The sequence below is a fragment of the Actinomadura geliboluensis genome (assembly GCF_005889745.1).
Taxonomy (GTDB): domain Bacteria; phylum Actinomycetota; class Actinomycetes; order Streptosporangiales; family Streptosporangiaceae; genus Spirillospora; species Spirillospora geliboluensis.
Window position 1 is genome coordinate 1 of sequence record NZ_VCKZ01000188.1, and the last position, 16,820, is coordinate 16,820.

Genomic DNA, 16,820 nt, shown 5'->3' on the forward strand with positions numbered 1-16,820 from the left:
AACCCCAGCCACCATTCACGGGTCGGGCGGCCGGAGGGCGCCCTAGCGCCCGGAGGCCGCCCGACCCGCCGGTCGGCGGGCTGTTTCACGAGACGCGCCAGCGGATCGGGAAACAGCCCGCCGACCGTGACGGGGGTTCCAGGGGGTCGCCCCCCTGGAACAACACAGTAACGGGGGTTCCAGGGGGTCGCCCCCCTGGGCCAACACAGCAACGGGGGTTCCAGGGGGTCGCCCCCTGGGTCAGTACAACCGGGCGGTGATGGCCTTGGCGAAGCGTTCGGCGCTGCCGGGGCCGTGCTGGAGGTAGAGGTTCGGCTCGGTGAGCTCCAGTTCGACGATGAGCGGCGCGCCGTCCGGGCCGGGGATGAGGTCGACGCGGGCGTAGAGGAGGTCCTCGCCGCCGGGGACGGCGGCCAGGGCGCGGCTCGCGACGTCCAGTTCCGCCTCGGTGGCGGTCGCGGCGGTTACCTGCCCGCGGGCGGCGTCGCCGCGCACGGGTCCTTCGATCCCGGCCCCGGCGGTGAGGATCTGGGCCTTGCGCCCGGCGTGGCTGAACTCGCCGTCGCAGTAGACCAGCGCCGTCTCGCCGGCGGTGTCGACCGCGGACAGGTACGGCTGGACCATCGCCGTCCGGCCCGCGTCGCGCAGCGAGCGCAGGTGGGCGCGGGCCTGCTCCTCCTCGCCCGGGCCCCAGCGGGCCGTGTCGCCGGACCCGATGGAGACCGCCGGCTTGATCACGTACTCCGGCCAGTCGGCCGGGACGTCCGCGGGGTCCCAGCGGGTCGGGACGACGGGCAGCCCGGCCGCGGCGAGGTCGCGCAGGTAGCGCTTGTCGGTGTTCCAGCGGATGATTCCGGCCGGGTTGAGGACGCGCGGCAGGGCGTCCGCCCAGGCCGTGAACTCGTCGCGGCGCTCGGTGTAGTCCCAGGTGGAGCGGATGACGACGAGGTCGTAGCGGGACCAGTCGACGGCGGCGTCCCAGATCACGGGCTCGGCGGCGACGCCGAGCGGGGCGAGCGCGCCGATCAGGGCCTGGACGTCGTCGCTTCCGTCGGGCAGCGACGAGCAGGTCGCGAACGCGATGGTCATACGGGGGGTTCCTTGCTCGGGGGGGTCAGCGGACGGGGTTGCCCGCCGCGCGCAGCGCCGACTTGACCTCGGAGATCGTCAGCTCGCCGAAGTGGAAGACGCTCGCGGCGAGGACGGCGTCGGCGCCCGCCGCCACGGCGGGCGCGAAGTGCGCGGCGGCGCCGGCGCCGCCGCTGGCGATCACCGGCACCGACACGGTCTCCCGGACGCGGCGGAGCATCTCCAGGTCGAAGCCGGCCTTGGTGCCGTCGGCGTCCATGGAGTTCAGCAGGATCTCCCCGACCCCGAGCTCCTCGCCGCGGCGGGCCCACTCGATCGCGTCGATGCCGGTCCCCTTGCGGCCGCCGTGCGTGGTGACCTCGAACCCCGACGCGGTGCCCGCGGCGCGCCGGGCGTCCACCGACAGCACCACGCACTGCGACCCGAAGCGGTGCGCGGCCTCCCGCAGGAACTCCGGCCGCGCGATCGCGGCGGTGTTGATCGACACCTTGTCGGCGCCCGCGCGCAGCAGCCGGTCGACGTCCTCGACCGTCCGGACGCCGCCGCCGACCGTCAGCGGGATGAACACCTGCTCGGCGGTGCGGCGCACCACCTCGTAGGTCGTGGACCGGTCGGCGCTGGAGGCGGTGATGTCGAGGAACGTCAGCTCGTCGGCGCCCTCGGCGTCGTAGCGGCGCGCGAGCTCCACCGGGTCGCCGGCGTCCCGCAGGTTCTGGAAGTTGACGCCCTTGACCACGCGCCCGGCGTCGACGTCCAGGCACGGGATCACCCGCACGGCCACGGTCACTTCACGGCCTCCAGGGCTTCTTCCAGCGTGAACGCCTGCGCGTACAGCGCCTTGCCGACGATCGCGCCCTCGACGCCGTCGGGCACCAGGCCGGCCAGCGCCCGCAGGTCGTCGAGCGAGGACACGCCGCCGGACGCGATGACGGGCTTGTCGGTCCGCGAGCAGACCTCGCGGAGCAGCTCGGTGTTGGGGCCGCGCAGCGTCCCGTCCTTGGTGACGTCGGTGACGACGTAGCGGGGGCAGCCGTCGTCCTCCAGGCGGGCGAGGACCTCCCACAGGTCGCCGCCCTCCCGCGTCCAGCCGCGGGCGGCGAGCGTCGTGCCCCGCACGTCCAGCCCCACCGCGATCTTGTCGCCGTGGGAGGCGATGATCTTGCGGCACCACTCCGGGTCCTCCAGGGCGGCGGTGCCGATGTTGACGCGGGCGCAGCCGGTGGACAGGGCCGCCTCCAGCGACGCGTCGTCGCGGATGCCGCCGGACAGCTCGACCTTCACGTCCAGCCGCCCGGTCACCTCGGCGAGCAGCTCCCGGTTGGAGCCGCGCCCGAACGCCGCGTCCAGGTCGACCAGATGGATCCACTCCGCCCCCGCCCGCTGCCAGGCGAGCGCCGCGTCGAGCGGGGCGCCGTAGGAGGTCTCGGTGCCGGCCTCGCCCTGGACCAGGCGGACCGCCTGTCCGTCGGCGACGTCGACCGCGGGAAGGAGCGTCAAAGTCATGCGGAAACCCTATCGATGCTGGTGGACGGGGTGGTCGGTGCTCTCAGCCGAGCGTGCCGAGCCAGTTGCGCAGCAGCTGGGCGCCGGCGTCGCCGGACTTCTCCGGATGGAACTGGGCGGCGCACAGCGGGCCGTTCTCCACCGCCGCGACGAAGCGGTCGCCGTGCTCGGCCCAGGTGACCAGCGGCGGCTCGATGCGGCCGGTCGGGTCGGGCTCCAGGTCCCAGCTGCGGGCGGCGTAGGAGTGGACGAAGTAGAACCGCGCGTCCGCCAGCCCGTCGAACAGTACCGAGCCCTCGGGGACGTCGACGGTGTTCCAGCCCATGTGCGGGACGACCGGCGCGTTCAGCCGGTCGACCGTACCGGGCCACTCGCCGCAGCCCTCGGTGGTGACGCCGTGCTCGATGCCCTTGGCGAACAGGATCTGCATGCCGACGCAGATGCCGAGGACGGGGCGCCCGCCGGCGAGGCGGCGGCCGATGATCTGGTCGCCGCGGACCGCGCGCAGCCCCGCCATGCAGGCGGCGAACGCGCCGACGCCCGGCACGACCAGGCCGTCGGCGTCCAGCGCGGCGTCCCAGTCGGCGGTGACGGTCACCTCGGCGCCGGCTCGGGCGACGGCGCGCTCGGCCGAGCGCAGGTTGCCCGAGCCGTAGTCGAGGACGACGACCCGGGTCACAGCCACATCACCCCGCCGGCGAACGCGAGCCCGGCCAGCACGAGCAGGATCAGCGCGCCGATCTTGATGCCCTGCTTGATGAAGCTGTACACCCCGGCCAGGAGGAACACCGCGACCGCGAAGACCGCCATGGTGCCGTAGGTGAAGTGCAGGTCGCCGATCTCCACGGCTACAGGGCCCCCTTGGTGGAGGGGACGCCGTGCACCTTCGGGTCGAAAGCCACCGCGTCGCGCAGCGCGCGGGCGAGGGCCTTGAACTGCGCCTCGACGATGTGGTGGGCGTTGCGCCCGTACGGCACGTGGACGTGCAGCGCCACCCGGGCGTTCGAGACGAACGACTCGAAGATGTGCCGGGTCATCGTGGTGTCGTACTCGGGGCCGATCATCGGGGCCATGCCGTCCGGCTCGACGTGCACCAGGTAGGGGCGGCCGGAGACGTCCACGGTGACCTGCGCGAGCGCCTCGTCGAGCGGGATGGACGCGTCGGCGAAGCGGCGGATGCCGGCCTTGTCGCCGAGCGCCTCCCGGAACGCCTGGCCGAGCGCGATCGCGGTGTCCTCGATCGTGTGGTGGCTGTCGATGTGCAGGTCGCCGGCGGTCTTGACGGTCAGGTCGAACGATCCGTGCTTGCCGAGCTGGGCCAGCATGTGGTCGAAGAACCCCACGCCGGTCGCGACGTCGACCTGCCCCGTCCCGTCGAGGTCGATCTCGACGAGGACCTGGGTCTCCTTGGTCCCGCGCTCGACCCGTCCCTTGCGCGTCACAGACTCTCCTTCAGTACGGTGCGGAACGCGGCCATCTCGGCGGGGGTGCCGACGCTGACCCGCAGCCACTCGGGCGGGCCGACCTCCCGGATCAGCACGCCGCGTTCGAGCATGCTCTCCCAGACCCTACGTCGGTTCTCGAACGTCCCGAACAGGACGAAGTTGGCGTCGGAGTCGGCCACCCGGAACCCCTCGCCGCGCAGCCACGCCACGAGGTCGTCGCGCTCGCGGCGCAGCGCCGCGACGCCGCCGAGCAGCTCCTCGCCGTGCGCGAGGGCGGTGCGGGCGACGGCCTGGGTGACCGACGACAGGTGGTAGGGCAGCCGGACGAGCAGCAGCGCGTCGATCACGGCGGGGTCGGCGGCCAGGTAGCCGAGCCGGGTCCCGGCCATCGCGAACGCCTTCGACATCGTCCGGGTGACGATCAGCCGCGGGTTGCCGTCCAGCAGCGTCAGCGCCGAGGGGGTGCCGGCCCGGCGGAACTCGGCGTACGCCTCGTCGACGACGACCACGCCCGGCGCGGCCTCCAGCACCGCCTCGATCGCGGCGAGCGGCAGCGCGGTGCCGGTCGGGTTGTTCGGCGAGGTGAGGAACACGACGTCGGGGCGGTGCTCCTCGACGGCGGCGACCGCGCGCTCGGGTTCGAGGCCGAAGTCCTCGTCGCGGAACGCGTTCACCCAGCGGGTGCCGGACACCGCGGTGATGATCGGGTGCATCGAGTAGGACGGCTCGAAGCCGAGCGCGGTGCGGCCCGGCCCGCCGAACGCCTGCAGGATCTGCTGGATGATCTCGTTGGAGCCGTTGGCCGCCCACACCCGCTCCCGGGTGAGGCCGGCGCCGGGCGTGTCGGTGTCCAGGAACGCCGCGAGGTCGGCGCGGAGCGCGACGGCGTCGCGGTCGGGGTAGCGGTTCAGCGTCCCGGCGACGTCCATCACCGCCTCGCCGAGGGCCTTCACCAGGCGCTCGGACGGCGGGTACGGGTTCTCGTTGGTGTTCAGCGCGTACGGGACGTCCAGTTGCGGCGCGCCGTAGGGCTCCCGGCCGCGCAGGTCGTCCCGCAGCGGCAGGTCGTTGAGCGAGGTCACGAAGGGATCTCCCAGTCGAAGCGGGCCTTCAGGGCGGCGCCGTGCGCGGGCAGGTCCTCGGCCTCGGCGAGCGCGACGACCCGCGCGGTGGCCTCGGCGAGGGCGTCCCGGTCGTACTCGACGACGTGCACGCCGCGCAGGAACGACTGGACCGACAGCCCGGAGGAGTGGCAGGCGCACCCGCCGGTCGGCAGAACGTGGTTGGACCCGGCGAGGTAGTCGCCGAGCGACACCGGGGCGTGCGGCCCCACGAAGACCGCGCCGGCGTTGCGGACGCGGGCGGCGACGGCGGCGGCGTCGGCGGTCTGGATCTCCAGGTGCTCGGCGGCGTAGGCGTCGACGACCTTCAGGCCGTCCTCGACGGTGTCGACGAGCACGATGCCGGACTGCCGCCCGGCGAGCGCCTCGGTGATCCGCTCGGTGTGCCGGGTCCGCGCGACCTGGGCCTTCAGCTCGGTCTCGACCTCGTCGGCGAGCCGGACCGAGTCGGTGACGAGGACGGCGGCGGCGAGCGTGTCGTGCTCGGCCTGGCTGATCAGGTCGGCGGCGACGTCCACCGGGCTCGCGGTGTCGTCGGCGAGGATCGCGATCTCGGTCGGGCCGGCCTCGGCGTCGATGCCGATCACGCCCTTGAGCAGCCGCTTCGCGGCGGCGACGTAGACGTTGCCCGGCCCGGTGACCAGGTCGGCGCGGGGGCACTCGGCGGTGCCGTAGGCGAACATCGCGATCGCCTGGGCGCCGCCGGCCGCGTACACCTCGTCCACCCCGAGCAGCGCGCACGCCGCCAGGATCGTCGGGTGCGGCAGACCGCCGAAGTCCTTCTGCGCGGGCGAGGTCACCGCGAGGGAGCCGACGCCGGCCTCCTGCGCGGGGACGACGTTCATGACCACGCTGGACGGGTACACGGCCCGCCCGCCCGGCACGTACAGCCCGACCCGGCCGACCGGGATCCACCGCTCGGTGACGGTGCCGCCCGGCACGACCTGGGTGGTCACGTCGGTGCGGCGCTGGTCGCGGTGCACGGCGCGGGCGCGGCGGATGCTCTCCTCCAGCGCGTCGCGGACGGCGGGGTCGAGGGCGGCGAGGGCCTGGTGGACGGCCGCCACCGGCACCCGCGTGCTCTCCAGCTCGACGCCGTCGAAGGCCTTCGTGTACTCCCGTACCGCGTCCGAGCCGCGATGGCGCACGTCCTCGCAGATGGGCCGCACCTTGTCCAGGGCGGCCTCGACGTCGAGTTCGGCGCGGGGCAGCACGGAGCGCAGGTCGCCGGGAAGCGAGCCGCGCAGGTCGATACGGGAAATCACCCGTCCAGTCTACGGAGTGGGCCCCGTCCCCCGCGCATCGTCTCAGCTCCCGAGACGCGGCGTGTCCTCAGATCCGCAGGGTGCCGTCGAGCACCGTGACGGCCCGCCCCGACAGGGTCACGCGGTCGCCGCGCAGCGCGACGCCGACGTGCCCGCCGCGCGCCGACGCCTGGTATCCGGTCAGCGTGTCGCGGCCGAACCGCGCGGCCCAGTACGGCGCGAGGGCGCAGTGGGCGGAGCCGGTGACGGGGTCCTCGGCGTCGCCGGGCAGGACGCGCGGCGCGAAGAACCGGGACACGAAGTCGTACCCGCGGCCCGGGTCGGCGGCCGCCGTGACGATCACGCCGCGCGCGTCGAGCCGCGCCAGCGCCGGGATGTCGGGGGCGGCCTTGCGCACGGCCGTCTCGTCGGCGACCTCCGCCAGGACGTCGTTCTGGCCGTTGCGGCCGGCGCGCAGGACCGGCAGGCCGAGCGCTTCGGCGAGCCCGTCGGGGACGTCGACCGGCGCGGCCGGCGCGGCGGGGAAGTCCATCGCCAGCTCGCCGCCGGGCTCCCGGGTGACGGTGAGGACGCCGCTCTGGAGCGTCCGGAAGCGGATCGGGCGGTCCGCCGCGACGGTCCCGGTGTCGTAGAGGGCGTGCGCCGAGCCCATCGTGGCGTGCCCGCAGAGGGCGACCTCCGCGAGCGGGGTGAACCACCGGAGCTCGAAGTCGGCGCCGGGCTCGTCCACCGGGCGGACGAACGCCGTCTCCGAGTGCCGCATCTCGGCGGCGACCCGCTGCATCCACTCCGGGTCGGCCGGGCCGTCCAGCAGGCACACCCCGGCGGGGTTCCCGGCGAACGGGCGGTCGGCCAGCGCATCGACGACGAGCATCCTCATGGCGCCGACGCTACCGGCCGCCCCGGCGCGGCGGCAGGGCCAATCGGCGGGAATGGCCCGGCGCGGTGACAGCGGCTTCACACTGTGAAAGAACACCCCTTACCAAGATCATCAATATGCACGTACCCTGGCGGCGGGGGCGTCCTCCCGGCGGCGCCCTGGACGCGGGAGTGAGAGTGTGACCGAGCGGCTCGCCCTGTTCCCCCTGGGCACCGTGCTCTTCCCGGGGCTGGTGCTGCCCCTGCACCTGTTCGAGGACCGGTACCGCCGGCTGGTCGCCGACCTGCTGGAGCGGCCCGAGCCGCGCGGGTTCGGGGTCGTCGGCATCCAGCTCGGCCACGAGGTCGGCGAGGGCGCCGCGCACCGGCTCGCCGACGTCGGCTGCGTCGCCGAGCTGCGCGAGGCGACCCCGCACCCCGACGGCCGCTACGACATCGTGACGGTCGGCGCCCGGCGGTTCCGGATCAAGGGGCTGGACCGGTCGCGGCCCTACCTGCAGGGCGAGGTCGAGTTCCTGCCCGAGGAGGCGGGCGCAGATCCCGGGCCGGTGGCGGCGCGGGTGCGGCGGCTGTTCCGGCTGTACCGGCACCGGCTCGGCGCGGCCGGCGCCGGCCCGCCGGAGGCGCCGGAGCCCCCGGACGACCCGGTCGCGCTGTCGTACGCGATCGCGGCGGCGCTCGTCCTGGACGGGCACGAGAAGCAGCGCCTGCTGGAGTGCGAGGACGCGGCGCTCCGCCTCGCCGCCGAGCGCGACCTGCTGGCCCGCGAGAACCGCATCCTCGACATCCTGCCGATGATCCCCGCCGGGCAGTTCCTGGACGGGGCGATCACCCCGAACTGACTCCGGCCGAGCCGGCACCGCGGGGAAACCCGTTCCCGCCGGCGCGGGCGGACACGGCAGACTCTCCCCATGAGCACCAGGGCCAAGGGCGGCAAGGGCACCCCGGCGACCGTCGCCGCGACCAAGGCGAAGATCGAGTACACGCTGCACTCCTACGAGGTGGACCCGGACGCCGAGTCCTACGGGGAGGCCGCCGCCGACGCCCTCGGCGTCCCGTACGGGCAGCTGTTCAAGACGCTGCTGGCGGAGGTGGACGGGCGGCTCACCGTGGGGATCGTGCCCGTGTCGGCCACCCTGGACCTGAAGGCGCTCGCGGCGGCGGCGGGCGGGAAGAAGGCGCGGATGGCCGACCCGAAGAACGCCGAGCGCGCCACCGGCTATGTCGTCGGCGGGATCAGCCCGCTCGGGCAGCGGCGCGCCCTCCCGGCGGTGGTCGACGCGTCGGTGTCAGCGCTCGCGACCGTCTACGTCTCCGCCGGTCGGCGCGGACTCCAGATCGAGCTCGCCCCCGCCGACCTCATCCGGCTCACCGGCGCCCGCGTCGCCGCGATCGCCCGCGGGTAGCCGCCGGACGGCCAGCTCCAGCAGGCCGTACACGGCCACGGCGGGCAGCGGCCAGAACATCAGCACGCCCGTGGCCCGCAGATCGGCGACGCCGGTGACGGTGGTGCCGTCGCGCGCGTGCCGGACCGCGTCCTGGAAGTCGCCGAGCCCGATGAGGTGGCCGGTCTTCCAGGCGAGGACGGCCGCGGCGCACCCGCCGGCGGCCAGGCCGAACAGCAGCGCGAGGTCGTTGCCCCGGCCGCCCGCCGCGTACGCGGCGGCGCCGCACAGGATCCCGGCGACGAGGGCGATCAGGGCGAACCGCGCGTCGGTGGCGATCGGGCCCTGCCCTTCCGGATCGGCCAGAAGCGCCTCACCCTGCACGATCACATACGTCACCCGGGGGGCGGAGGCCGCCCACAGCAGGCCCGCGAGCGGGCCCAGCAGCGCCATGATCGCGGTGGTGACGGCCCAGGTCAGCCAGGACCTCGTCGCGAAGAGCCTCCCGGCGGGTCGCCGCACCTCGTACGCTCCTAGCTGTAAGTCCCGTGACAGCGAAAGCCTAGCCTGCCCGGTTCGGCCGATCGACTCTCGAAGGGTGTCCGATTCCCGCCCACGACAGCCCCGATTACTGGGATAATGTGCCCGACATGTCCGGATTCAGTCCTGCGTTCGAACGCCTCGGCGCCGCGCGCGCGGCCGTCGTCCTGCAGCAGCAGGAGACGCTCGCCGAGTTCCTGCCGCGCGAGGACTGGAGCGCCGACCTGACCGCCCGCACCTACGCCAGCGGCGGCGTCACGGTCCGCGTGTCGCTGCTCGGCAGCTACGCGGCCCGCGAGCGCACCTGGCTGTGGGGCTGGGCGAACCCGCAGTTCGGCGACGCCCACCCGGCGGTCGCCCCGACGCTCGGCATCCGGACGCTCGGCGAACGCCTCGGCATCCCCGAGTTCACCACCCCCGAGGTCGACCTGTCCTGGTACGAGGGCCCGGCCGGGCACGGCGGCGAGCTGATCGCGATGGCCGCCGGCGGCGTCCTCGGCGGGGCCGGCTACATCGGCGCCGGCTACGACGGCGGCTCCGCCTACCTGCACGTCGACGACCCGCAGGTGCCGGCCGCCCGCTGGGACCCGGTCCCCCTGCCCCGCCTGCTGGCGAACGCGGCGAGCCTGTTCCCGCACGAGCCCCGGCTGACGCTCGCCGGGCTGCTCTCCCACCACCGCGTCCCCTACCGGCAGACCGACACGGTCACCGAGGCCGCGCTGCCCGGCGGCGGCACCGCCCGCGCCTCCTTCGACGGCCTCGGCCGCTTCGTCGACTGGCACGCGGAGCTGGCCCCCGCCGTCCTCGGCGGCTGACACGCGGGCTGACCTGTAGGGGCAGACCTGTAGGGCGCACCAGTAGCGCTACTGATTCGCGTTCCGGCCCGCGCCGGTAGTTTCCTGATCATGGACTATCGCTTCGGTGTGCAGCTCGCCCCGGTCGCCGCCGGGCTGGACGGCGTCCGCGCCCTGGCCGCCCTCGCCGACGCCGACGGCCTCGACCTGCTCGGCGTCCAGGACCATCCCTACGCGGCGGACCTCGGCGACACGATGGCCGTCATCGCGACCGTGCTCGCCGGCACCGAGCGGCTGCGCGTGTTCCCGGACGTGGCGAGCCTGCCGCTGCGCGGCCCCGCCGTCCTCGCCAAGCAGGCCGCCACCCTCGACCTGCTCAGCGGCGGCCGGTTCGAGCTCGCGCTCGGCGCCGGCGCCTTCTGGCCCGCCATCGCCGCCATGGGCGGGCCCGACCGGACGGCCGGCGACGCCCTGCGCGCGCTGGAGGAGGCCATCGACGTCATCCGGGCGATGTGGCGGCAGGGCGAGACCGCCAGGGCCGGCGGGGAGCACTACGCGGTGCGGGGCGTCCACGCGGGGCCCGCGCCGGCGCACCCCGTCGGCATCTGGATCGGCGCCGTCGGGCCGAAGGCGCTCGCGCTCACCGGCCGGGCCGGGGACGGGTGGGCGGCGCCCATCCCGCACTACCTGCCGTACGAGAAGTGGCGCGGCGCGCAGGACACCGTCACCCGCGCCGCCGAGGACGCCGGGCGCGACCCGTCCGCGATCACCCGCATCGCCCAGCTCGTCGGCGACGTCACCGAGGCGCCCGGGACCGTCCGGCTCCAGGGCGAGGAGCCGATCCGCACGGACGCGGCGGGCTGGGCGCACGTCATCGCCGACCTCGCCACCGGGACGGGGTTCGACGCGTTCGTCTACTGGCCCGAGAACACCGGCGAGACCCAGCTGCGCCGCTGGGCCCGGGAGGTCGTCCCCGCGGCCCGGGAACTGCTGGGCGGCTGAGCGCAGGACGCCCGGCGGGTCAGGAGGCCGCCCAGCGGGTCTTGCCGTCCTCCACCGTGAAGCGGGTCCGCGGGACCTCGGCGGTGTCGTGCGGGGTCTCCCTGGACGGCGGCAGCGGGTCGGGCGTCCGCCACTTGAGGGCCCGGTGGACGGCGCACGGGCAGTCCGGGTCGAGCGGCGCCGGGCAGGCGGCGATCGCCTCCCGGAACGCGGCCGTGTCGGCGGCGTCCATCCGCCACCACCAGTACTTCTCGTAGTCGGCCGGGTTGCCGGTGTCCCAGTCGTCGTAGTTGTAGTACTCGATCACCGCCCCGCCGCACGCGGCGCAGCCGCTCACCGAGTAGCGGGTCGCCTCCCCGTTCGCGAGGACGAGGAGGCGCGTCAGGGCCGGGGCGGCGCAGCAGCGGACGGGCATCGGCGGGCGCCCGTCAGCCGAGGCAGGACGGGCCGAGGAGCTGCTTCAGGTCGCCCATCAGCGCCGGGGGCGGGGCCACCCGGAGCCGGTCGTCCCGGCGGACGACCGTGGTACGCGGCCCGTTCTGGATGTGCAGGTGCACCTCGGCGGAGCCGGGGTGGGTGACCAGCACCTCCTTCAGCCGCGACACCGTCGGCGGCGTGCACCGGCCGAGCGGCATCGTGACCGACAAAGGGCCCGTCGCGTCGGTGACCGTCAGGTCGGGCTGGGTGACCTCCATCGCGATGATCTTCGCGACGTCCTCGCGGCGGTCCAGCTTGCCCTTGACGATCAGGATCGCGTCCTCGGCGAGCAGCGTGGAGCACAGCTGGTAGGACGACGGGAAGCACAGCACCTCGATCGAGCCGGCGAGGTCCTCCAGCTGGAACATCGCCCACGAGTTGCCCTGCTTGGTGACCTTGCGCTGCAGCCCGGACAGCAGGCCCGCGACGACCACGATCTGGCCGTCCGGCCGCTCCCCCTCGTTCAGCGAGGCGATCGCGCAGTCGGCCTCGCGCTCCAGGATGTGCTCGACGCCGAGGAGCGGGTGGTCGGAGACGTACAGGCCGAGCATCTCCCGCTCGAAGGCGAGCAGGGTCGTCTTGTCCCACTCCTCGCCCTCGGGGATCGCGACGGCGAACGCGTCCTCGCCGCCGTCCTCCTCCAGCGCGCCGAACAGGGAGTCCTGGCCGACGGCCTCCTTGCGCTTGATGTCGATGACCGAGTCGATGGCCTGCTCGTGCACCATCAGCAGCGCCTTGCGCTGGTGGCCCAGCTCGTCGAACGCGCCCGCCTTGATCAGCGACTCCACGACCCGCTTGTTGCACACCTGCGGCGGGACCTTGTTCAGGAAGTCGTTGAAGTCGGTGTAGGCGCCCTTCTCCCGCCGGGCGGCGACGATGCCGTCCACCACGTTGTGGCCCACGTTGCGGACCGCCGACAGGCCGAACCTGATCTCGGTGTCGCCGAGCGGGGTGAAGTCGGCCTCGGAGGTGTTGACGTCCGGCGGCAGGACCTTCAGCCCCATCCGGCGGCACTCCGACAGGTAGAGGGCGCTCTTGTCCTTGTCGTCGCCGACCGAGGTGAGCAGGCCCGCCATGTACTCGGCCGGGTAGTTCGCCTTGAGGTAGGCCGTCCAGTACGACACCAGACCGTACGCGGCCGAGTGCGCCTTGTTGAACGCGTAGTCGGAGAACGGGACGAGGATGTCCCACAGCGTCTTCACGGCCTCCTTGGAGAAGCCGTTGTCGATCATGCCCTGCTCGAAGCCGACGAACTGCGCGTCCAGCTCGGCCTTCTTCTTCTTGCCCATGACGCGGCGGAGCAGGTCCGCCTTGCCGAGCGTGTAGCCCGCCACCTTCTGCGCGATCGCCATGACCTGCTCCTGATAGACGATCAGGCCGTAGGTCGTGTCGAGGATCTCCTTGAGCGGCTCCTCCAGCTCCGGGTGGATCGGAGTGATCTCCTGCTGGCCGTTCTTGCGGAGCGCGTAGTTGGTGTGGGAGTTCGCGCCCATCGGGCCCGGCCGGTACAGGGCGCCGACGGCGGAGATGTCCTCGAAGTTGTCGGGCTTCATCAGCCGCAGCAGCGACCGCATCGGACCGCCGTCGAACTGGAACACGCCCAGCGTGTCGCCGCGGGCGAGCAGGTCGTAGGTCGGCTGGTCGTCCAGCGGCAGCGCGAGCAGGTCGACGTCGACGCCCTTGTTCTTCTTGATGCCCTTGAGCGCGTCGTCGATGATCGTCAGGTTCCGCAGGCCCAGGAAGTCCATCTTCAGCAGGCCGAGCGTCTCGCAGGTCGGGTAGTCGAACTGCGTGATGATCGCGCCGTCGGCGTCCCGGCGCATGATCGGGACGTGGTCGGTGATCGTCTCACCGGACATGATGATCCCGGCGGCGTGCACCCCGGTCTGGCGGATCAGGCCCTCCAGGCCCTGCGCCAGATCCATGATCTGCTTGACGTCGGTCTCTTCCTCGTACAGCTTGCGCAGCTCGCCCGCCTCGCCGTGGCGCGGGTGCTTGTCGTCGAAGATGCCCGACAGCGGGATGTCCTTGCCCATCACCGCCGGCGGGAACGCCTTGGAGATCCGGTCGCCGAGCGCGTACGGGAAGCCGAGGACGCGGCCCGCGTCCTTGATCGCGGCCTTCGCCTTGATGGTGCCGAAGGTGGCGATGAAGGAGACCTTGTCGGCGCCCCACTTCTCTGTCGTGTACTTGATGACCTCGGCGCGCCGGTCTTCAGGGAAGTCGATGTCGATGTCGGGCATGGACGCGCGCTCGGGGTTCAGGAACCGCTCGAAGATCAGCCCGTGCGGGATCGGGTCGAGGTCGGTGATCCCCATCGCGTAGGCGATCAGCGAGCCCGCGGCCGACCCGCGGCCCGGGCCGACCAGGATGCCGTTCTCCTTGGCCCACATGATGAAGTCGGCGACGACGAGGAAGTAGGACGGGTACCCCTTGCCGAGGATGACGTCCATCTCGTACTCGGCCTGCTCCTTGTAGCCGTCCGGCAGGCCGTCCGGGAAGCGGCGCTCCAGGCCCTTCCAGACCTCCTTGCGGAACCAGCTCTCCTCGGTCTCGCCCTCGGGGACCGGGAAGCGCGGGCTGAGGTCGCGGTACTCGAACATCCCCGCCGGGTCGACCTTCTCCGCGATGAGCAGCGTGTTGCGGCAGCCCTCCAGCCAGATGTCGGAGGTGTCGATGCCGCGCATCTCCTCCGCCGTCTTCAGGTAGTAGCCGCTGCCGTCGAACCGGAACCGGTCCGGGTCGGCGAGCTGCTTGCCCACCTGGACGCACAGGAGCGCGTCGTGCGCGGTGGCCTCGGACTCGTGCGTGTAGTGCGAGTCGTTCGTCACCACCGGCGGGATGTTCAGCTTCCTGCTGATCTCGATCAGGCCGTCGCGGACGCGGCGCTCGATCTCCAGCCCGTGGTCCATCAGCTCGAGGAAGTAGTTGTCCTTGCCGAGGATGTCCTGGAAGGTGGCGGCGGCCTTCAGCGCCTCGTCGAACTGGCCGAGCCGCAGCCGGGTCTGGACCTTGCCGGACGGGCACCCGGTCGTCGCCATGATCCCGTCGGCGTGCTCGGCGAGGAGCTCCTCGTCCATCCGGGCGTACTTGAAGACGAAGCCCTCGGTGTAGGCGCGGCTCGACAGCTTGAACATGTTGTGCAGGCCGGTCTTGTTCCGCGCCCACAGCGTCATGTGGTTGATCAGGCCGCCGCCGGAGACGTCGTCGCGCTTCTGGCTCGGCTCGCCCCACTGGACCTTCTTCTTGTGGTAGCGGGACTCGGGCGCCATGTACGCCTCGATGCCGATGATCGGCGTGACCCCGGCGGCCGTCGCCTGCTTGTGGAAGTCGTAGGCGCCGTGCATGTTGCCGTGGTCGGTCATCGCGATCGCCGGCATCTTCTGCCGGCCGACCTCTTCGAACATCTGCTTCAGCCGGGCCGCTCCGTCGAGCATGGAGTACTCCGTATGAACATGCAGGTGAACGAAAGAGTCGGCCATGCGTGCTGCGCCTCCTGCTCGTGCATGCGACCGCCCGCGCACCTGGCGGCACGCGGTGGCGCTATCGGTCCCGGGGGAAGATCGTCAACCCGGCGGGGCCGCCGGGAGGACGCGGTCCTGAGAGCCTAACTCTCCTCTGGGGCCCCATGCGCCCCGACGCGCCCAATCGCGCGGGCACTACGGTAGGCGCCCGGGGGGACACCCAGCGTGCGCTTGAAATGGCGGGCCAGGTGGGCCTGGTCGGCGAAGCCGGTGCGGGCCGCGACGTCGGCGGGGCGCAGGCCCTCGTCCAGCAGGACGCGCGCCTCCCGCACGCGCACCTGGTTGAGGTAGGCGTGCGGCGGCAGGCCGACGGTGTCGCGGAACGCGCGCAGCAGCGGGAACGGGCGGGTGCCGACGGCCTCGGCCAGCTCGTCCAGGGACGGCGGCCCGACGAGGCTCGCGTGCAGGATCTCGCGGGCCTCGCGGACGGCGCGCGGCATCCGCCACGCCTCGCCGGACGCGCCGCTCCGCAGGTGGTCGCGGACGTGGGCGTGCCGGGTGAGCATGCCGGTCAGCGCCGTCCGCAGCAGGGTGGACGCCGCCAGCGCGTCGCCCTTCTCCCCCGCCCGGTGGACGGCGCGCAGCAGGTCGGCGGCGCGGGGATCGTCCACGACGGGGTTCGGGAACGCGGGCGTGCCGGGCCGGGCGCCCAGCTCGGCGGCCACCCCCGCCACGACGCCGACCGGCGGGTAGATCACCCGGTAGGCCCAGCCCTCCGGCGCGCCCGCGTGCCCGCCGTGCACGACGCCGGGGTTGACCACGACGACCGAGCCGGTCCCGGCGCGCTGCACGCCGCCCGGGTGCTCGAACTCCTCGACGCCCGCGTCGATGACGCCGAACACGTAGCCGTCGTGGGCGTGCCGGGCGAACCGGTGCGTCACGTAGCGGGCGCGCAGCAGGTCGACCTCGGGGAACGCCGGATGGCGGTAATAGTGCGCGACCTCTTCCCCCATATCGGACATGCTATCCGGGCCGTCTCAACCGGCGAGACGATCCGTCCATCGTTTGACGGGCACCGGCCGTCACCGCATACGATCTGGTCCGTGGAACGTCGTCACTTCAGGTTTACGGGGCCGGCTCCGGGCGAGCCGGCCGCCGCTGCGACCTGAGCGACGACCCCGGAGCCGGCAAGGCAGAGCCCCGCATCGGGCTCTGCCTTTTCTGTTGACCAGAGCGGCCCGGGCACGGACCCCCCTTGCGCGAACGGCCGCCGCACGAGAGGGAACCCGACATGCACGACCAGGTCATCGACCCCGTGGAGGACGCCGCGGCCTGCCCGGCCTGCGGCCGGGCAGGGGAGGGCGGCGAGCTGCGCGTGGCGCTGCCGTCCGCCGGGGACATCGCCACGCTCGGCGAGGCCAGGGCCGCGATCGACGGGCTCGACGCCGCCCTCGCCACCCTGCTGGAGCACCGCGCCGCGGTCGCCGCCGCCGTCCAGCGGCTCAAGCCGGTCGGCGGCTTCGCCGGACGCGACCCGGCGCGCGAGCGGCAGATCGTCGAGGCGATGGCCGTGCACGCGCCGTCGCTCGGGCCCGACCGGCTCGCCCGCATCATGACCGCCGTGATCGAGGCCGGTCTCGACGCCGCCGAGAACCGGTGACCGCCGGGCCCCGCGGTGAGAGGTGCAAGAACGTTCAAGATTGCGGGACGCGCCCGTCCCTAGCGTGGACGCCATGAGCGTGACCGAGACCGGGACCGGGGAGGTGGGCGCGCCGGACGAGGGCGCGCGCAGGTCCGCCGCCGTGCGGGACGGGCTGGGCGTCGGCATCGCCGTCGGCATGTCGGGGCTCGCGTTC

The 16,820-nt window shown here is 73.3% G+C and carries 18 protein-coding genes; 5 read left to right on the top strand and 13 right to left on the bottom strand.

Going from position 1 to position 16,820, the window contains the following annotated elements:
• Positions 1–240: 240 nt before the first annotated feature.
• The 9 genes from ETD96_RS23935 to ETD96_RS23970 all read right to left on the bottom strand — a co-directional run bounded on the left by ETD96_RS23935 (position 241) and on the right by ETD96_RS23970 (position 7,303).
• On the bottom strand, positions 241–1,089 hold the full coding sequence (locus tag ETD96_RS23935) for an ATP-grasp domain-containing protein (RefSeq protein WP_138638719.1): 849 nt from the start codon (positions 1,087–1,089) through the stop codon (positions 241–243).
• 25 nt (positions 1,090–1,114) lie between these two features.
• Entirely contained in the window at positions 1,115–1,876 is a 762-nt protein-coding gene (hisF, locus tag ETD96_RS23940) for an imidazole glycerol phosphate synthase subunit HisF (protein WP_138638720.1), read from the bottom strand.
• Entirely contained in the window at positions 1,873–2,592 is a 720-nt protein-coding gene (priA, locus tag ETD96_RS23945) for a bifunctional 1-(5-phosphoribosyl)-5-((5-phosphoribosylamino)methylideneamino)imidazole-4-carboxamide isomerase/phosphoribosylanthranilate isomerase PriA (RefSeq protein ID WP_138638721.1), read from the bottom strand. Before priA ends, hisF begins: the two co-directional genes overlap by 4 nt.
• Positions 2,593–2,635: 43 nt before the next feature.
• Positions 2,636–3,271 (bottom strand): imidazole glycerol phosphate synthase subunit HisH, encoded by a 636-nt coding sequence (gene hisH / locus ETD96_RS23950; protein WP_205719431.1) that lies wholly within the window; start codon positions 3,269–3,271, stop codon positions 2,636–2,638.
• On the bottom strand, positions 3,268–3,438 hold the full coding sequence (locus ETD96_RS44990) for a hypothetical protein (RefSeq protein WP_171069198.1): 171 nt from the start codon (positions 3,436–3,438) through the stop codon (positions 3,268–3,270). The genes hisH and ETD96_RS44990 overlap by 4 nt, the downstream gene beginning before the upstream one ends.
• 2 nt (positions 3,439–3,440) lie before the next feature.
• Complete coding sequence (gene hisB, locus ETD96_RS23955; RefSeq protein ID WP_138638723.1) at positions 3,441–4,034, bottom strand: imidazoleglycerol-phosphate dehydratase HisB; 594 nt, start codon at positions 4,032–4,034, stop codon at positions 3,441–3,443.
• Positions 4,031–5,119, bottom strand: a complete 1,089-nt coding sequence (locus ETD96_RS23960) for a histidinol-phosphate transaminase (protein WP_138638724.1) — start codon at positions 5,117–5,119, stop codon at positions 4,031–4,033. Before ETD96_RS23960 ends, hisB begins: the two co-directional genes overlap by 4 nt.
• Complete coding sequence (gene hisD, locus ETD96_RS23965) at positions 5,116–6,423, bottom strand: histidinol dehydrogenase (RefSeq protein WP_138638725.1); 1,308 nt, start codon at positions 6,421–6,423, stop codon at positions 5,116–5,118. Before hisD ends, ETD96_RS23960 begins: the two co-directional genes overlap by 4 nt.
• Positions 6,424–6,490: 67 nt before the next feature.
• Positions 6,491–7,303, bottom strand: a complete 813-nt coding sequence (locus ETD96_RS23970) for a PhzF family phenazine biosynthesis protein (protein ID WP_138638726.1) — start codon at positions 7,301–7,303, stop codon at positions 6,491–6,493.
• Between the two features lie 178 nt (positions 7,304–7,481).
• Here ETD96_RS23970 and ETD96_RS23975 point away from each other — a divergent pair, with 178 nt between their 5' ends.
• Together ETD96_RS23975 and ybaK are read left to right on the top strand one after the other, a co-directional pair.
• Entirely contained in the window at positions 7,482–8,144 is a 663-nt protein-coding gene (locus ETD96_RS23975; protein WP_138638727.1) for an LON peptidase substrate-binding domain-containing protein, read from the top strand.
• A gap of 69 nt (positions 8,145–8,213) precedes the next feature.
• Positions 8,214–8,708, top strand: coding sequence for a Cys-tRNA(Pro) deacylase (gene ybaK / locus ETD96_RS23980; RefSeq protein WP_138638728.1), 495 nt, complete (start codon positions 8,214–8,216; stop codon positions 8,706–8,708).
• On the opposite strand, the gene ETD96_RS23985 is transcribed toward ybaK, so the two are convergent.
• On the bottom strand, positions 8,592–9,209 hold the full coding sequence (locus ETD96_RS23985) for a hypothetical protein (protein WP_240808098.1): 618 nt from the start codon (positions 9,207–9,209) through the stop codon (positions 8,592–8,594). The genes ybaK and ETD96_RS23985 overlap by 117 nt on opposite strands.
• Positions 9,210–9,337: 128 nt before the next feature.
• Here ETD96_RS23985 and ETD96_RS23990 point away from each other — a divergent pair, with 128 nt between their 5' ends.
• Both ETD96_RS23990 and ETD96_RS23995 read left to right on the top strand, forming a co-directional pair.
• Entirely contained in the window at positions 9,338–10,042 is a 705-nt protein-coding gene (locus tag ETD96_RS23990; protein ID WP_138638729.1) for a DUF6882 domain-containing protein, read from the top strand.
• A 90-nt stretch (positions 10,043–10,132) separates the two neighbouring features.
• Positions 10,133–11,023, top strand: coding sequence for an LLM class flavin-dependent oxidoreductase (locus ETD96_RS23995; RefSeq protein ID WP_171069199.1), 891 nt, complete (start codon positions 10,133–10,135; stop codon positions 11,021–11,023).
• Positions 11,024–11,042: 19 nt separating this feature from the next.
• Here the strand turns inward: ETD96_RS23995 and ETD96_RS24000 are convergent, their stop codons facing one another.
• From ETD96_RS24000 to ETD96_RS24010, 3 genes are all read right to left on the bottom strand, one after another.
• Positions 11,043–11,438 (bottom strand): hypothetical protein, encoded by a 396-nt coding sequence (locus ETD96_RS24000; RefSeq protein WP_138638731.1) that lies wholly within the window; start codon positions 11,436–11,438, stop codon positions 11,043–11,045.
• A 13-nt stretch (positions 11,439–11,451) separates the two neighbouring features.
• Positions 11,452–14,982 carry a DNA polymerase III subunit alpha gene (dnaE, locus tag ETD96_RS24005; protein WP_138638732.1) on the bottom strand — a complete coding sequence of 1,177 codons (3,531 nt, stop codon included), beginning with the start codon at positions 14,980–14,982 and terminating at the stop codon, positions 11,452–11,454.
• Positions 14,983–15,107: 125 nt separating this feature from the next.
• Positions 15,108–15,977: an AraC family transcriptional regulator gene (locus ETD96_RS24010; protein WP_338072591.1), complete on the bottom strand. Its 870-nt coding sequence runs from the start codon at positions 15,975–15,977 to the stop codon at positions 15,108–15,110.
• A gap of 278 nt (positions 15,978–16,255) precedes the next feature.
• On the opposite strand from ETD96_RS24010, the gene ETD96_RS24015 reads away from it, so the two are divergent.
• A complete protein-coding gene (locus ETD96_RS24015) occupies positions 16,256–16,624 on the top strand; it encodes a chorismate mutase (protein WP_138638734.1) in 369 nt (122 codons plus the stop codon).
• Positions 16,625–16,820: the final 196 nt, after the last annotated feature.

What these genes read in the sequence shown, in the direction of transcription:
- ETD96_RS24000 (WP_138638731.1), bottom strand. Translation starts at nt 11,438, where the DNA reads ATGCCCGTCCGCTGCTGCGCCGCCCCGGCCCTGACGCGCCTCCTCGTC.
- dnaE (WP_138638732.1), bottom strand. Translation starts at nt 14,982, where the DNA reads ATGGCCGACTCTTTCGTTCACCTGCATGTTCATACGGAGTACTCCATG.
- ETD96_RS23970 (WP_138638726.1), bottom strand. Translation starts at nt 7,303, where the DNA reads ATGAGGATGCTCGTCGTCGATGCGCTGGCCGACCGCCCGTTCGCCGGG.
- priA (WP_138638721.1), bottom strand. Translation starts at nt 2,592, where the DNA reads ATGACTTTGACGCTCCTTCCCGCGGTCGACGTCGCCGACGGACAGGCG.
- ETD96_RS24010 (WP_338072591.1), bottom strand. Translation starts at nt 15,977, where the DNA reads ATGGGGGAAGAGGTCGCGCACTATTACCGCCATCCGGCGTTCCCCGAG.
- ETD96_RS23990 (WP_138638729.1), top strand. Translation starts at nt 9,338, where the DNA reads ATGTCCGGATTCAGTCCTGCGTTCGAACGCCTCGGCGCCGCGCGCGCG.
- ybaK (WP_138638728.1), top strand. Translation starts at nt 8,214, where the DNA reads ATGAGCACCAGGGCCAAGGGCGGCAAGGGCACCCCGGCGACCGTCGCC.
- ETD96_RS23935 (WP_138638719.1), bottom strand. Translation starts at nt 1,089, where the DNA reads ATGACCATCGCGTTCGCGACCTGCTCGTCGCTGCCCGACGGAAGCGAC.
- ETD96_RS24015 (WP_138638734.1), top strand. Translation starts at nt 16,256, where the DNA reads ATGCACGACCAGGTCATCGACCCCGTGGAGGACGCCGCGGCCTGCCCG.
- ETD96_RS23995 (WP_171069199.1), top strand. Translation starts at nt 10,133, where the DNA reads ATGGACTATCGCTTCGGTGTGCAGCTCGCCCCGGTCGCCGCCGGGCTG.